Annotated in this window: 13 protein-coding genes; 9 read left to right on the forward strand and 4 right to left on the reverse strand. The window is 64.1% G+C overall.

Going from position 1 to position 14,699, the window contains the following annotated elements; all coding sequences use genetic code 11:
- Positions 1–15 precede the first annotated feature (15 nt).
- The gene (locus tag ACLFLU_RS05950) at positions 16–693 is read left to right on the forward strand and encodes a peroxiredoxin-like family protein (RefSeq protein ID WP_426411389.1); all 678 of its coding nucleotides are present in this window, start codon (positions 16–18) and stop codon (positions 691–693) included.
- A gap of 3 nt (positions 694–696) precedes the next feature.
- Here ACLFLU_RS05950 and hydA read toward each other — a convergent pair whose 3' ends face one another.
- A complete protein-coding gene (gene hydA / locus ACLFLU_RS05955) occupies positions 697–2,151 on the reverse strand; it encodes a dihydropyrimidinase (protein ID WP_426411390.1) in 1,455 nt (484 codons plus the stop codon).
- Between the two features lie 489 nt (positions 2,152–2,640).
- Between hydA and ACLFLU_RS05960 the strand changes: the two genes are divergently transcribed.
- Positions 2,641–2,847 carry a hypothetical protein gene (locus ACLFLU_RS05960; protein WP_148753217.1) on the forward strand — a complete coding sequence of 69 codons (207 nt, stop codon included), beginning with the start codon at positions 2,641–2,643 and terminating at the stop codon, positions 2,845–2,847.
- 56 nt (positions 2,848–2,903) lie between these two features.
- On the opposite strand, the gene ACLFLU_RS05965 is transcribed toward ACLFLU_RS05960, so the two are convergent.
- Positions 2,904–3,749, reverse strand: a complete 846-nt coding sequence (locus ACLFLU_RS05965; RefSeq protein ID WP_426411391.1) for an SDR family NAD(P)-dependent oxidoreductase — start codon at positions 3,747–3,749, stop codon at positions 2,904–2,906.
- 187 nt (positions 3,750–3,936) lie between these two features.
- Between ACLFLU_RS05965 and ACLFLU_RS05970 the strand changes: the two genes are divergently transcribed.
- The 3 genes from ACLFLU_RS05970 to ACLFLU_RS05980 all read left to right on the forward strand — a co-directional run bounded on the left by ACLFLU_RS05970 (position 3,937) and on the right by ACLFLU_RS05980 (position 7,350).
- Positions 3,937–5,433, forward strand: a complete 1,497-nt coding sequence (locus ACLFLU_RS05970; protein ID WP_426411392.1) for an aldehyde dehydrogenase family protein — start codon at positions 3,937–3,939, stop codon at positions 5,431–5,433.
- A 120-nt stretch (positions 5,434–5,553) separates the two neighbouring features.
- The gene (locus ACLFLU_RS05975) at positions 5,554–6,681 is read left to right on the forward strand and encodes an alkene reductase (protein ID WP_426411393.1); all 1,128 of its coding nucleotides are present in this window, start codon (positions 5,554–5,556) and stop codon (positions 6,679–6,681) included.
- Between the two features lie 162 nt (positions 6,682–6,843).
- Complete coding sequence (locus tag ACLFLU_RS05980; protein ID WP_426411394.1) at positions 6,844–7,350, forward strand: GFA family protein; 507 nt, start codon at positions 6,844–6,846, stop codon at positions 7,348–7,350.
- Here the strand turns inward: ACLFLU_RS05980 and ACLFLU_RS05985 are convergent.
- Complete coding sequence (locus ACLFLU_RS05985) at positions 7,304–7,732, reverse strand: TfoX/Sxy family protein (RefSeq protein ID WP_426411395.1); 429 nt, start codon at positions 7,730–7,732, stop codon at positions 7,304–7,306. The two genes, ACLFLU_RS05980 and ACLFLU_RS05985, sit on opposite strands and share 47 nt — an antisense overlap.
- 145 nt (positions 7,733–7,877) lie before the next feature.
- Between ACLFLU_RS05985 and ACLFLU_RS05990 the strand changes: the two genes are divergently transcribed.
- On the forward strand, positions 7,878–9,539 hold the full coding sequence (locus ACLFLU_RS05990; RefSeq protein WP_426411396.1) for a thiamine pyrophosphate-binding protein: 1,662 nt from the start codon (positions 7,878–7,880) through the stop codon (positions 9,537–9,539).
- A gap of 165 nt (positions 9,540–9,704) precedes the next feature.
- Here the strand turns inward: ACLFLU_RS05990 and ACLFLU_RS05995 are convergent, their stop codons facing one another.
- Positions 9,705–11,084 carry an LLM class flavin-dependent oxidoreductase gene (locus tag ACLFLU_RS05995; protein ID WP_426411397.1) on the reverse strand — a complete coding sequence of 460 codons (1,380 nt, stop codon included), beginning with the start codon at positions 11,082–11,084 and terminating at the stop codon, positions 9,705–9,707.
- Between the two features lie 260 nt (positions 11,085–11,344).
- On the opposite strand from ACLFLU_RS05995, the gene ACLFLU_RS06000 reads away from it, so the two are divergent.
- The 3 genes from ACLFLU_RS06000 (at position 11,345) to ACLFLU_RS06010 (ending at position 14,699) form a co-directional block, all read left to right on the forward strand.
- Positions 11,345–12,730 carry a M20 family metallopeptidase gene (locus tag ACLFLU_RS06000; RefSeq protein WP_426411398.1) on the forward strand — a complete coding sequence of 462 codons (1,386 nt, stop codon included), beginning with the start codon at positions 11,345–11,347 and terminating at the stop codon, positions 12,728–12,730.
- A gap of 84 nt (positions 12,731–12,814) precedes the next feature.
- Positions 12,815–13,726: an amino acid ABC transporter substrate-binding protein gene (locus ACLFLU_RS06005; RefSeq protein ID WP_426411399.1), complete on the forward strand. Its 912-nt coding sequence runs from the start codon at positions 12,815–12,817 to the stop codon at positions 13,724–13,726.
- 241 nt (positions 13,727–13,967) lie between these two features.
- On the forward strand, positions 13,968–14,699 hold the full coding sequence (locus ACLFLU_RS06010) for an amino acid ABC transporter permease (protein ID WP_426411400.1): 732 nt from the start codon (positions 13,968–13,970) through the stop codon (positions 14,697–14,699).

A 14,699-nucleotide genomic window follows, 5' to 3' on the forward strand; every position in this document is an offset into this window, starting at 1 on the left:
CCGATGGAGCTTCTCATGGCCCTGCAAGACAAACTCGACGCTTTCAAAGCCGATTTCGAAGGCGGTCGCTTCCCGCTCAAGCCGACCAAGGAGGCGCTGGACACCATGCACCGCGCCACGGCCGAGCTGATCGCGAGCGGCCAGGCGCAGCGTGCGAAGAGGGCCGGCGACGCCGCGCCTGAGTTCACCCTGAAGGATCCAGACGGCAAGCCGGTGTCCTTGCGCGACCTGCTCGCAAGGGGACCGCTGGTCGTGTCGTTCTATCGTGGCGTCTGGTGTCCGTATTGTAACCTCGAGCTTCAAGCGCTTCAGGAGGCCTTGCCGGAGATCGCCGCGCGCGGCGCGAGCCTCGTTGCGATCTCGCCGCAGACCGCGCCGAACAGCCGCAAGTCGGAGCGTGAGAACAAGCTCGGTTTCCCGATCCTGAGCGACGTCAGGAGCGAAGTCGCCGACGCCTTCGGCATCCGCTTCGCGCTGCCGGACGATCTCGTCGCGCTGTACAAATCGTTCAAGAACGACCTGCCGACGTTCAACGACGATCCGTCCTGGGTGCTGCCGATGCCCGCGCGCTACGTCATTGGCCGCGACGGCATCATTGCCTATGCGGAAGTCAACCCGGACTACACGCACCGTCCCGACCCGTCCGAACTGCTGCCGGTGCTGGACCGGTTGCAGGCCGGCAAGGCGGCCTGATCGCTACGGCGTCACCGCTCCGCGTGGCACTGCGTGCGGGGCGGTCAGCTCTTTCCAGGTCGAATTGGCGACATGCACCGGCGAGAAGGCCGGCCGCTCGACATAATGTCCGTCACCCGCCTCGGCCCGCAGATCGCCATCCTTCCACACGATACGGCCGCGCGAGAGCGTGGCGGCGGGCCCGCCGGTGCAGGCAAAGCCTTCGAACACGTTGTAGTCGATCCGGCTCATCTGCCGCTTCGCGCTGATGGTCTTCGTCGCCTCGGGATCCCACACCACGATGTCGGCATCCGAGCCGACTGCAACCGCGCCCTTGCGCGGATAGATGTTGAGGATGCGGGCGATGTTCGCCGAAGTCACCGCGACGAATTCCTCCTTCGTCAGCCGCCCCGTGGCGACGCCCGCGGTCCACAGCAACGCAAGGCGATCTTCCAGGCCGCCGGTGCCGTTCGGGATCTTCCTGAAGTCGCCGAGCCCAAAGCGCTTCTGCTCGGTGGTGAAGGCACAATGATCGGTCGCTACCACCTGCAGCGAGCCGGACTGCAGGCCAGCCCACAGGCTGTCCTGGTGTGACTTGTCGCGAAATGGCGGCGACATCACGCGCCGCGCGGAATGATCCCAGTCCTTGTTCTGATATTCACGCTCATCGAGCAGCAGATGCTGGATCAGCGGCTCGCCGTAGACGCGTTTTCCCGCGGCCCGCGCGCGCGCGATTGCCTCATGCGCCTCGCGGCAGCTCGTGTGCACGATATAGACCGGCGTGCCCGTCATGTCCGCGATCATGATGGCGCGATTGGTGGCTTCACCCTCGACCTCCGGCGGCCGAGAATAGGCGTGGCCCTCGGGGCCGGTGACGCCGCGCGCGATCAGCGCCTCCTGCATCAGCGCGACGACGTCGCCGTTCTCCGCATGGACGACAGGCATGGCGCCGAGATGGGCGCAGCGCGCGAACGAGTTGTAGAGCTCGTCGTCGTTCACCATCAACGCGCCCTTGTAGGCCATGAAGTGCTTGAAGGTGTTGATGCCGTAGGTTTTGACCACGGTCTCCATCTCGTCATAGATCTGCTTCGACCACGATGTCACCGCCATGTGGAAGCCGTAGTCGGTCGCCGCCTTCTCGGATTTGTGCCGCCACTCCTGGTAGGCCGCGAGCATCGACTGGCCGGGATCGGGCAGGCAGAAATCCACCACCATGGTGGTGCCGCCGGTCAGTGCCGCCTTGGTTCCGGATTCGAAATCGTCGGCGGTGACGGTGCCCATGAACGGCATTTCGAGATGGGTGTGCGGATCGATACCGCCCGGGATGATGTAGGCGCCGCCGGCGTCGATGGTCTCGCAACCGGTCGGTGCCGCGATCGATGCGCCGACCGCGACGATGGTATCGTCCTCGATCAGCACGTCGGCGCGGCGGGAATGATCATGATTGACGACGGTGCCGCCGCGGATGAGGAGGGACATGGGATGCTCCGGAGGGAAGATAGGCTGCGCGAAAGCTAAGCGGGCCGATCGGGATTCAACAGGCGAAATTTTAGTCACGTGCTGGGCGAGCGGCATGGCAACGGAACATGTGTTGCAGTTGCGAAGGCGCATCCGAGGCATGTCTCCTGGCTTCGTCGCGCGGTCTTGCGCTTCACGCCTCGCCGGAGCTCGGCGTCGATCGCCTCCTGTTCTCGTCGGACTATCCGCACTGGGATTTCGACGATCCACGCTTCGCCTTCAAGACGCCGCTCACCGTGGCCGGGTGGAAGAAGACGGGTCAAGATCCGGTCATATCCGGTTGCGGTGGAACGCGGCGACGAATTGCAGAAGAGCCCGTATGAGGCCGAGACGTTTCCGGTGCATGTCGAAGACAGCTATGTGATTGTCGAGGTCTGAGCCGGCATTGCCGATTGAGATTCGAACGCAAGTGCGATATGGCTCTCGCGCTTTCAGAGGCGGAGACGAGCTTTGTCGAAACAATCCCTGCGTGAGGAGGCCGAGCGCCTGATCCGTGAATCGATGGAAAAGAAGACCATCGTCGTCAAGCATGGCACGACCCGCATCGAGGCCGTCTGCGGCAAGTGCGGCGCGCCCAACCGGGTTCAGGCGGAAAAAGGCCAGAGCCGCGTCAAGTTCGCCTGCAAGAATTGCGGGCACCAGCAAGAGACCCTGTAGGCTGCTTCACCTCTCCCCGTAAGAACGGGGCGAGGGAGTGAGAGGGCGGTGCAAGCCTACTCCCCCTCCACGAATGTCTTGAACGCATCCGCGTAATCCGGATGCCAGCGCGACAGCGGCGGGCGGTTCTCGACGATATCGCCGGCGGCCCAGAGCATGCGCTTCTCGTCGAGCGTGCGCGGCACGTCGTTATCCGGGCACAGGATGTAGAAATCGCCGGCCTCCAGCCGCGCAAGCATGAAATCGACTGTCTGCTCCGGCGTCCACGCGCCGGCCGGCTTCTCGGTGCGGCCCTTTGCGGTGAGCCCGGTGAAGACGAAGCCCGGGATCAGCAGATGCGCGGTGATGTGGCAATCCCTGGTGTTGCGCAGCTCGTGCTGGAGCGCTTCTGTAAAAGCCTTCACGCCGGCCTTGGAGACGTTGTAGGCGGGATCGCCGGGCGGGGTGGTGATGCCCTGCTTGGAGCCGGTGTTGATGATCAGGCCGGCCTTGCCGCGCGCGATCATGTTGGGCGCGAAGATGCGCGCGCCGTTGATGATGCCCCACATGTTGACGCCGACGATGCGTTGCCAGTTGTCGGGCTCGGCGAACAGCGTGCTGCCGGGCTGGATGCCGGCATTGTTCATGAGCAGATCCGTACCGCCGAAATGTGCGCCCACGGCGCGTTCCAGTTCCATCACGCTCTCGATCCGGCTGACGTCCATCGCGGACGTCATCACATTCGCCGCGCCCGCAATCGATGACAGTTTTGTTGCGACCTCTGCCAGCCGTCTCTCGTCGACGTCGGCGATGCACAGCTTCATTCCGGCGCGCGCAAACGCCGTTGCGGCTGCAAGACCGATGCCGGATGCGCCCCCCGTGATTACGGCGACATTGCCCTTGGCGATGACAGGATGCGGCATGGCTGTTCTCCGGAACTGGCTTTTGGTCGAGCTATAACATGGCGCTCGCGCGACCCTGCACAAGTCGGCATGGCAGGGCTTCGTTCCACGCCGACTTTACGCCCATCCTGCGCCGCTGTATTCTATTTGACCTAACGATCCCGCCCAGATCGAACCCAATCAATCATCCTATCTAGGGAGTGCAGCCATGGCTGTTTCGCAGGCTATTCCGATCACGCGCCATCCGTTCGCCAACGGATCCTACAAGCAGATGCTGATCGACGGGAAGTGGGTCGATGCCGCGTCCGGCAAGCGCTTCGAGACCCATAACCCTGCCACCGGCGAACTGCTCGCAACCGTCGCCGAAGGGGACAAGGAAGATATCGATCGCGCGGTCGCGGCCGCCCGCCGCGCCTTCGAAGGGCCCTGGAGCAAAGTAAAACCGTTCGAGCGGCAGAACCTGTTGCTCAAGCTCGCCGACCTCGTCGAGAAGAATTTCGACGAATTGTCGCAGCTCGACACCATCGACATGGGCGCGCCGCTCAGCCGCACCCGCGCCTATCGCCTGCGCGCCGTCGGCATGCTGCGCTATTACGCCGGCCAGACCACCGCGATCCATGGTGAGACCATCGAGAACTCGCTGCCGGGCGAAATCTTCTCCTACACGCTGAAAGAGCCGATCGGCGTCGTCGGCGCCATCATTCCCTGGAACGGCCCGCTCACCGCGACGATCTGGAAGATCGGTCCGGCGATCGCGACCGGCTGCACCGTGGTGCTCAAGCCCGCTGAAGAAGCGCCGCTGACCTCGCTGCGCATCGCCGAGCTCGCGATGGAAGCCGGCATTCCGCCCGGCGTCGTCAACGTCGTGCCCGGCTATGGCGAGACCGCGGGCGCCGCGCTGGCCTCGCATCATGACGTCGACAAGGTCGCCTTCACCGGCTCGCACGTCACGGGTCAGTCGATCATCCGTGCCTCTGCCGGCAACCTCAAGCGCGTCTCGCTGGAGCTCGGCGGCAAGTCGCCGGACATCGTGTTCGCGGATGCCGATCTTGATGCCGCCGTGCCAGGTGCGGCGATGGCGGTGTTCGCCAATTCGGGCCAGATCTGCAGCGCTGGTACGCGCCTGTTCGTCGAGCAGTCGATCTACGAAGAGTTCGTCGGCCGGGTCGCCGAGTTCGGCAAGAAGCTGCAGGTCGGTAACGGCCTCGATCCGAACACCCAGATCGGCCCGCTGGTCTCCGAGCAACAGCTCGAGCGCGTCACCGGATATCTCGATATCGGCCAGAAGGAAGGCGCGCGAGCGCTCGCCGGTGGCGGCCGCGTCACCGAAGGCGCGCTGTCGAAGGGCTTCTTCGTCTCGCCGACGGTGTTCGCGGGCGTCCAGGACAACATGCGCATCGCGCAGGAGGAGATCTTTGGTCCCGTCATCTCCGCGATCGCGTTCAAGGACATGGACGAGCTGGTCAAGCGCGCCAACAACACCACGTTCGGCCTCGGCTCGGGCCTGTGGACGCGTGACGTCACCAAGGCGCATGCGGTCGCGAAACGCTTGCGCGCCGGCTCGGTGTGGGTGAATTGCTATCAGGCGATGGACCCCGCCGTGCCGTTCGGCGGCTACAAGATGAGCGGATACGGCCGCGAGTCCGGCAAGCAGCATGTCGAGGAATATCTCAACGTGAAGGCCGTCTGGATCAAGACGGCGTAATAAATATTCCCTCCCGTGTTCCGCGGGAGGGAATATCTGCTTTTAGTAGGGGCGGCGCCTTTTCCGGCGGTCGCCCCTCGCTATATGATCCGCATCCTTTCATAGACATCCGGGGTCCGCATGAAATTCGAGGCGTTGTTTAGACCGTTGCAGGTCGGTCCGTACAAGCTCGCGCATCGCGTTGCGATGGCGCCGCTGACGCGCATGCGCGCCGAACGCGAGAGCTTTTCGCCGCGGCCGCTCAACGCGGAATATTACGGCCAGCGCGCGACGCCGGGCGGTCTGCTGATCGCTGAAGCCTCGCCCGTGCTCTCGCACGGCCGCGGCAATCCGGCGACGCCCGGCATCTATTCGGAGGCGCAGATCGCCGGCTGGCACAAGGTGACGGATGCCGTGCACGCCAAGGGCGGCATCATCTTTCTCCAGCTCTGGCATGTCGGCCGCGTCTCGCATTCGTCCTATCATGGCGGGCGGCCGCCGGTCTCGGCCTCGGCGATTGCGATCAAGGCCGAAGGCATGAAGGCGATGACCGCCGACGGCAAGATCGCCGATTACGAGACGCCGCGCGCGCTCGAGACCGACGAGGTCAAAGGCGTCGTCGAAGCGTTCCGGCAGGGTGCCCAGAACGCGCTTGCCGCCGGCTTCGACGGTGTCGAGATCCACGGCGCCAACGGCTATCTGCTCGAGCAGTTCTTGCAGTCGCGCAGCAACCAGCGCACCGATCAATATGGCGGCGGAATCGAGAACCGCGCGCGGCTTCTGCTGGAGGTTACGCAGGCCGCGATCGACGTCTGGGGCGCGGATCGCGTCGGCGTGCGCCTGTCGCCGCACGGCATCGCCAATGACTCCGGCGAGCCGGATCCGATGCCGCTCTACACCCATGTGGTGAAGGCCCTCGACAAGCTCGGCCTTGCCTATCTGCACTTCATCGAGCCGCGCTCCAGCGGCGCCGGCCGTGCAGATGTCCACTGGGAGAACGTGCCCTCGGCAATGGTGCTGTTCCGTCCGCACTACAGCGGCGTGCTGATGACCGCCGGCGGCTTTGTCGGCGAGACGGCGAATGCGGCGATCGCCGACGGCCATGCCGACATCGTCGCCTTCGGCCGCATCTTCATCTCGAACCCCGATCTGCCACGGCGCCTGCAGCACGACTACCCGATCACGCCGTATAACCGCGCGACCTTCTATGGCGGCGAGGAGAAGGGATATACGGATTATCCTGCTTATGACGAGCTGACTCCGGCGTAGGCATTTCTCCTTTTTGATTCCGGGGCGACGCGAAGCGTCGACCCCGGAATCCATTGAACCATCGAACGTAGGGTCGGATGGATTCCGGGCTCGCGACTTCGTCGCGCCCCGGAATGACGATCGTGTATTGTCGTCGCTCCCAATGACGACGGAGAGACCTCCATGGCCAAAGCCGCAGCCGCCGCAGGAATTGCCACCGGCCAATGCCTCTGCGGCAAGGTCACCTTCGAGATCGACGTCCCTGCGCGCTGGGCCTGGCATGATCATTCCGTCGCCAGCCGCCGCGCCCATGGCGCAGCCTACGCCACCTATGTCGGAAGCTGGAAGAAGCGCTTTCGGATCACCTCCGGCAAGACCGCGCTTACCCGTTACGAGGACAAGGCCACCAAGACCGCACGCAGCTTCTGCGCCCATTGCGGCACGCCGATCGCCTATGAGCGCCCGCGCGGCCCGCACATGGTCAACATCCCCCGCGCTCTGTTTAGGGAGCGCACCGGGCGCCAGCCACTCTACCACATCGCGATCGAGGAGCTGCAGGAATGGGCCTACACCGGCGAGCCGCTGGTGCCGCTGAAGGGCTTTCCCGGCGTGGTCTGGCAGCGCTCCAAAAAGAAGAACCGCGCTAGCGGCGAGGATCCGTTCGAGCTCGGCCGCGAGGAGGCGCTTTAGCCTTCGCGTTGGCCGACGCCGCCGCGCGCGGCGCAGCCTTCTTCGCTGGCGGCTTGGCCGGCATCGTCGCCACGAAATCGAGCGCGCGCTTCACCCAGATCTTGAGCCCGGCATCGGATCGCGTGCCCTCATCAGAGACACGCACGAACCCGGTCATGATGCGCCCGCGCATTTCCATCGGACTCGTGTGTGGTTCCTTCAGCATCCGCGCATGCGCCTCGGGGCCGACGCGAAACAGCATGCCGCCGCGGCCGCTGATGGTGCAGCACATGACGTTGTCCACCATGAAACAAAGCCCGCCCATCATCTTCTTTTCCGCGACGTGGCGTTGGCCCGCAAGCAACTTGCGAACCCGTGCAGCGGTGCCTTCGTCGTAGGTCATGAGGGTCCCTCCGGCTTGCGCCTATCTTTCCAGCTTCTCGTCCCGCGCGCAAGGCAGCCATGAGCGCGCTTCCTTGCGCGCATCCCGCGACTTCGGTCATCATGCGCGTCGCCTCGCGGCGATGCCCGCGAGGCCTGGAGGAAACATGAAGAACAAGATCACCGGCCGCTCCGCTTTTCTCGCGCTGCTCAAGGACGAGGGCATCACGCATCTGTTCGGCAATCCCGGCACCACCGAGCTGCCGATCATGCATGCGCTGAAGGACCATCCCGATCTCACTTACGTGATGGCGATGCAGGAGAGCCTGGTGGTGGCGATCGCCGATGGCTACAGCCGCGCCTCCGGCAAGCTCGTTGCTTGCAACGTCCATGTCGCGCCGGGCCTCGGCAACGCGATGGGCTCGCTCTACAACGCCCAGTTCACGGGCACGCCGATGATTTTGACCGCGGGCCAGCAGGAGCAGGGCCACGGCCTGATGGAGCCGGTGCTCTATGGCCCGCTGGTGCGCATGGCCGAGCCGCTGGTGAAATGGGCGGTCGAGGTGACGCGGCTGGAGGACCTGCCGCGCATCGTGCGCCGCGCCGCCAAGGTCGCGATGACGCCGCCGACCGGCCCGGTGTTCATCTCGCTGCCGGGCGACATCCTCAACAGCGAGGCCGGGATCGACCTCGGCCGCTCCACCCGCATCGACGCGCGCACAAGACCGTCGGATGAGGCGCTCAGAGCCTTTGCGGCGCGCTTGCTCAAGGCCGAGCGCCCGGTGATCGTCACCATGGACGAGGTGGTCAAGAGCGATGCGCTCAAGGAAGCCGCTGAACTCGCCGAGTTGCTCGGTGCTGCTGCGTACCAATCCTCGACGCCCTATGGCTCGCACTTCCTCTCCGAAAGTCCGAGCTTCGTCGGCTCTCTCGCGCGCGTGCAAAAGGTCGCGCGCGATACGCTCGCGCCTTACGATCTCCTTGTCGCGCTCGGCGGCGATCCGCTGCGGATGTCGGTCCATAGCGAGGTCGACGCGCTGCCTGACGGCCTCGGTATCGTGCAGATCGGTCTCGTCGATTGGGAGATCGCCAAGAACTACGGCGCGGAGATCGCACTCAAGGCGGATTTGAAGGAAACGCTGCGCGCGCTGATCCCGGTCCTGAAGGAGATGGGCGGTGCTGCATTGGCGCAACGCGCAAAACAGCGCCTCGCCGAGCTTGCGCCGAAGAACTGGAGCGCGCGGCGCGCTGCGCTTGTCGAACAGATCGGCAAGAGCGCGGGCCGCAGTCCTATCGATCCTGACTATCTGGTGCTGCAAATGGTCGAGGCGATGCCAGACAACGCCATCCTGGTCGACGAAGGCCTCACCTCCAGCCGCCAGATCACGGCGCTGCGTCCGCATCGCGACCGCTACGGCTATCATGGGCTCGCCTCCGGCGGCATCGGCTGGGGCCTGCCGGCCTCTGTCGGTGCCAGTATCGCCAATCCGGATCGCCCGGTCGTGTGCTTCTCCGGCGACGGCAGCGCGATGTATTCGATCCAGTCGCTGTGGACGGCGGCGCATCACAAGCTGCCGCTCAACGTGGTCATCGCCAACAATGGCGGCTACCGCATCATCAAGCAGCGCCTGCTCGCGTTCCATGGCGACGACAATTACGTCGGCATGGATTTCGTCGATCCGCCGGTGGATTTCGCCGGCGTCGCGAAGGCGCTGGGCTGCGAGGCGATCAAGATCAGCGATCCCCGCGAGCTGAAGGCGACGCTCGCGTCGGCGTTTGGCCGGCCAGGAACGAAGCTGATCGAGGTGATGGTGGACGGGAAGGTGTAGCCACATCGTCGTCCCGGCCTAGTGCGCAATTGCGCACGGGGGCCGGGACCCATACTGCGTGATCTATCGATTGCGGATGGTGCTGATCCCGAACGACCGGTCTTCGCCAAATTTCTCCCTGTGGTTATGGGTCCCGGCGTTCGCCGGGACGACACCGAGGGTGGGCTATCTCCTGGTTCCCACCCGATAGCCCGCCGCCGGATGCGGCGCGTCGAGTCTTGCGCGCCCGTCGCCGAACAGCTTCTCGCGCAGCGTGCCCTTGGCGTATTCCGGCTTGTAGCGCCCGCGCTTGGTCAGTTCCGGCACCAGCATGTCGGCGATGTCCTCGAAATCACCGGGCGAGATCGCAAACGCGACGTTGAGGCCGTCGACGTCGGTCTTCTCGAACCAATCCTCGATCTTGTCAGCGACGCTTTCGGGCGTGCCCACCACGACCGGGCCGGCGCCGCCGATGCCGACATGTTCGATGACGTCGCGCACGGTCCAGACGCGATCGGGGTCGCCGCGGGTGACGTTGTCGAGTGCGCTGCGACCGGCATCGTTCTGGACGTGACGGACCTGCTGGTCGAGCTCGTAGCCGGAGAAGTCGATACCGGTCCAACCGGACATCAGGGCAAGGGCGCCTTCCGGATTGATGTGCGACCGATAGTCGGCATATTTCGCCGCTGCTTCGGCTTCCGTATTGCCGAGGATAATCGTCATCATGTTGAACATGAGGATACCGGCCGGGTTGCGGCCGAGTGCGGCGGCCTCCTGGCGGATCGCGGAGACTCGCGGCGCAATGATCTTGGCCGACGGTCCCGACATGAACACGCATTCGGCATGTTTTGCGGCGAACTGCCGCCCGCGCGGCGAGGTGCCTGCCTGGTACAGCACGGGCGTGCGCTGCGGCGACGGCTCGCTGAGGTGGATGGTGTTGTTGATACGGTAGTTCGCGCTCTCATGATTGACGCGATGAACTTTGCTGGGATCGGTGAAGATGCCGCGCTTGCGGTCGCGCAGCACGGCGTCGTCCTCCCAGCTTCCTTCCCAGAGCTTGTAGACCACCTCCATATATTCATCGGCGACGTCGTAGCGGTCGTCATGCCCGGTCTGCTTGTCCTTGCCGGCTCCGCGCGCGGCGCTGTCGAGATAGCCGGTGACGACGTTCCAGCCGATCCGGCCCTCGGTGATGTGGTCGAGCGTCGACATCCGCCGTGCGAACGGGTAGGGCGGCTCGAAGGACAAATTGCTGGTGACACCGAAGCCGAGGTTTTGCGTCACAGCCGCCATCGCCGAGAGCAAGAGCAGCGGTTCGTTTGACGGCGTCTGTGCTGCATTGCGCAAGGCTGCGTCAGGGCTGCTGCCATAGACGTCGTAGACGCCGAGCACGTCGGCCAGGAACAGCCCGTCGAAACGGCCGCGTTCCAGCGTCTTGGCGAGATCGATCCAGTAGGGCAGACGGTTGTATTCGGCGGTGCGGTCGCGCGGATGGGTCCACAGGCCCGGTGATTGATGCGCGACGCAATTCATCGCAAATGCGTTGAGCCTGATCTGCTTGGCCATGCTGGTCCCCCGACGCCCTGTACTGAGCGCTCTTCGAATGGTAAACGTGCGCCCCAACTTGGCGACGTTCTTGCATATGGTTGGATCTTGGCAAGGGCCAAGAATGGAAAGGCTTGATATTGGCAAGGCCAAAATCAGTGGGCGCAGCCCTTGGCAAGCCAGTCTCAAGAGAGCAAGAACGAAATCGCAAGTCCCGCCACTTTCGAGCGCCTGCGTAGCTCGCTACGCTGCCTCGTTTCAAGACGTTGAAGACGATCGCAATGACCAGAGCCGACGCCATCGCCCGCGCCCGGGACGACTTCAAATCCGGTGCGTTCCTTGCTGAACTCGACCGTCGCGTCGCCTTCAAGACGGAAAGCCAGAACGGGTCGCGGGGCCCAGAGCTGCGCGCCTATCTGGAACAGGAGATGATGCCCTCCTTTGCGGCGCTCGATTTCACCAGCCGCCTGGTCGAATCCCCGAGCGGCAAGGCGCCGTTCCTGTTTGCCGAGCGTCACGAGAGCGCGTCGCTGCCGACCGTGCTGATCTATGGCCATGGCGACGTCGTCGACGGCATGGAGGGCGAGTGGCGGGACGGCCGTGATCCCTGGCGCACGACGACGGCAGGCATTCGCCTCTACGGCCGTGGCACCGCGGACAACAAGGGCCAGCATAGCATCAACATGGCCGCGCTCCGCGCGGTGCGCGAGGCCCGCGGCGGCAGGCTCGGCTTCAATGCAAAATTCATCGTCGAGATGGGCGAGGAGATCGGCTCGCCTGATCTCGGCAAGGTCTGCGACCTCAACCGCGATGCGCTGAAGGCCGATTTGTTCATGGCCTCCGATGGGCCGCGCCTCTCTGCCGACCGTCCGACGCTGTTCCTGGGCTGCCGCGGCGGCATCCGCATCCATCTCGACGTGAATTTGCGCGACGGCGGCCACCACTCCGGCAATTGGGGCGGCGTGCTCGCCAACCCCGCGACCATTCTGGTCAACGCCATTTCCACACTGGTCGACGGCCATGGCCGGCTTCAGCTTGATGCCCTGAAGCCACCGCGGCTCACCAACCAGATCCGCAGCTATCTTGCAGACGTGCAGGTGGTGCCGACCGAGGACGAGCCCGCGCTTGCGGAGAATTGGGGCGAGGACGGCCTGTCTGCGGCCGAGCGGCTCTATGCCTGGAACACGCTGGAAGTTCTGGCGATGTCATCGGGCAATATCGAGAAGCCGGCGAATGCCATTCCGGGCCACGCCAATGCCGTGCTGCAATTGCGTTTCGTGGTCGGCACAAAGGTTGACGGCCTGATCGATGCAGTCCGCGCCCATCTTGACGCAAAGGGCTTTCCGATGGTCGAGGTGCGGGCGGCCCAGAGCTTTGCAGCTTCGCGCACCGATTTCGACAGCCCCTGGATCAAATGGGCGGCGGATTCAGTCCAAAACACCACCGGCAAGGCGCCGGCGGTGCTGCCGAACTTCGGCGGCTCGCTGCCGAACGATGTGTTTTCCGAGATTCTGGGCTTGCCGACGATCTGGGTTCCGCACTCCTATCCCGGCTGTTCCCAGCATGCGCCCAATGAGCACATCCTGCTGCCATTAACCGAAGAGGCCTTGACGGTGATGGCCGGGCTATTTTGGGATCTCGGCGAATTACCACGGCCATTAACCTGAGCCGGCATCCCGCCGAAAGTCACATTCTAATCCGGGCCGAGATGTGCTTGCATCCGGCCGCATCATCCTGAAAGGGGAGAAAAAGTGAAACATTTCCGTTACATCGGCCTTGCGCTCGCCGCGACCTTTGTCGTCAGCCAGGCCAGCGCCGAGGAGCTGACCGGCACCTTGAAGAACATCAAGGACACCGGGGCGATCACGCTCGGCTTCCGCGATTCCTCGATCCCGTTCTCCTATCTCGACGACAACCAGAAGCCCGTCGGGTTCGCGATGGACATCTGCTACAAGATCGTCGACGCCGTGAAGAAGGAGCTCAAGCTCGACAAGCTCGAGGTGAAGCTCAATCCGGTGACCTCGGCGACCCGTATCCCGCTGATGGCGAACGGCACCATCGACCTCGAATGCGGCTCGACAACCAACAATGCCGAGCGCCAGAAGCAGGTCGCCTTCACCAACACCCACTATCTGACCGCCAGCCGCTACGTCTTCAAGAAGTCGAGCGGCCTGAAGTCGATCGACGACCTCAAGGGCAAAACGGTGGTCTCCACCGCCGGCACCACCAACATCAAGCAGCTCACCGAGGCCAATGTCGCCAAGAGCCTGGGTGCCAACATCATCCCGGCCAAGGACCATGCCGAGGCCTTCCTGATGGTCGAAACCGACCGCGCGGTCGCCTTCGTGATGGACGACGTTCTGCTCGCGAGCCTGGTTGCCGGCTCGAAGACGCCGGATGACTACGTCATCTCCAAGGATGCGTTCTCCAAGCCCGAGCCTTACGGCATCATGCTGCGCAAGGACGACGCGCCGTTCAAGAAGGTGGTCGATGCGGCGACCGCTGCGCTCTATACCTCCGGCGAGGCCCAGAAGATCTACGACAAGTGGTTCACGGCCAAGATCCCGCCGAAGGGTCTCAACCTCAACACGCCGATCTCGGCCGAGCTGAAGAACGAGTTCGCAAAACCTTCGGACTCGCCGAACCCGGACGACTACAAGTAAGATGCTATTTGCCTCTCCCCGCGTTCGGGGAGAGGCCGGAATGCGCGCGTAGCGCGGATTCCGGGTGAGGGGGACTCTCCACGAGTCCGACTATCACCTCCTCGCGGAGAGCCCCCCTCACCTTGACCCTCTCCCCGCAAGCGGGGAGAGGGAATTCCGGAGGAGAGTGGCCGGACATTTGCATAGGCGGCCAAGACCGCTTTCAAGACATCTGTGATTGGCGCGTTCGCGCGGGGGACACGTGAACTACCACTGGAACTGGGGAATTTTTTTCGAGCCAAACCCGATGGGGACCGGCACCTATCTCGACATGCTGTGGTCGGGACTGGCGCTGACCCTGAAGACGGCCGTGCTCGCCTGGATCATCGCGCTGATCTTCGGCTCGATCGTTGGCGTCATGCGGACGCTGCCGTCCAAGGCGGCCTCCTGGTTCGGCTTCTGCTGGGTCGAGTTCTTTCGCAACATGCCGCTGCTGGTGCAGCTGTTCCTGTGGTTCTTCGTGCTGCCGGAATTGCTGCCGAAGTCGGCCGGCACCTGGCTGAAGCAATTGCCGAACGCGCCGTTCTGGACCGCTGCGATCGGTATCGGCTTCTTCATGTCGGCGCGCGTCGCGGTGCAATTGCAGGCCGGCATCGGCTCGCTGCCGCGCGGACAGAAGATGGCGGCGACCGCGCTCGGGCTGACCACGGTGCAAGGCTATCGCTATGTGCTGCTGCCGATGGCGTTCCGGATCATCCTGCCGCCGCTGACCTCCGAGTTCCTCAACACCATCAAGAACACGGCGGTCGCCATCACCATCGGTCTGCTCGAGCTGACCGGACAGGCGCGCTCGATGCAGGAATTCTCGTTCCAGGTGTTCGAGGCCTTTACTGCGGCGACGATCCTCTATCTCCTCGTCAACGCCGTCGTCGTGACCGCGATGCGCTTCCTCGAGCGCTGGGTTGCGATCCCCGGCTACATCACGGGGAAATAG

It is taken from the genome of Bradyrhizobium ganzhouense (assembly GCF_049949285.1).
Taxonomy (GTDB): domain Bacteria; phylum Pseudomonadota; class Alphaproteobacteria; order Rhizobiales; family Xanthobacteraceae; genus Bradyrhizobium; species Bradyrhizobium ganzhouense.

Excerpts from the sequence above, each read along its gene's own strand:
- ACLFLU_RS05950 (WP_426411389.1), top strand. The coding sequence starts at position 16 with ATGGCCCTGCAAGACAAACTCGACGCTTTCAAAGCCGATTTCGAAGGC.
- ACLFLU_RS05980 (WP_426411394.1), top strand. The coding sequence starts at position 6,844 with ATGGCCAAAGCCGCAGCCGCCGCAGGAATTGCCACCGGCCAATGCCTC.
- ACLFLU_RS05965 (WP_426411391.1), bottom strand. The coding sequence starts at position 3,749 with ATGCCGCATCCTGTCATCGCCAAGGGCAATGTCGCCGTAATCACGGGG.
- ACLFLU_RS05970 (WP_426411392.1), top strand. The coding sequence starts at position 3,937 with ATGGCTGTTTCGCAGGCTATTCCGATCACGCGCCATCCGTTCGCCAAC.
- ACLFLU_RS05995 (WP_426411397.1), bottom strand. The coding sequence starts at position 11,084 with ATGGCCAAGCAGATCAGGCTCAACGCATTTGCGATGAATTGCGTCGCG.
- ACLFLU_RS05990 (WP_426411396.1), top strand. The coding sequence starts at position 7,878 with ATGAAGAACAAGATCACCGGCCGCTCCGCTTTTCTCGCGCTGCTCAAG.
- ACLFLU_RS06000 (WP_426411398.1), top strand. The coding sequence starts at position 11,345 with ATGACCAGAGCCGACGCCATCGCCCGCGCCCGGGACGACTTCAAATCC.
- hydA (WP_426411390.1), bottom strand. The coding sequence starts at position 2,151 with ATGTCCCTCCTCATCCGCGGCGGCACCGTCGTCAATCATGATCATTCC.
- ACLFLU_RS05975 (WP_426411393.1), top strand. The coding sequence starts at position 5,554 with ATGAAATTCGAGGCGTTGTTTAGACCGTTGCAGGTCGGTCCGTACAAG.
- ACLFLU_RS05985 (WP_426411395.1), bottom strand. The coding sequence starts at position 7,732 with ATGACCTACGACGAAGGCACCGCTGCACGGGTTCGCAAGTTGCTTGCG.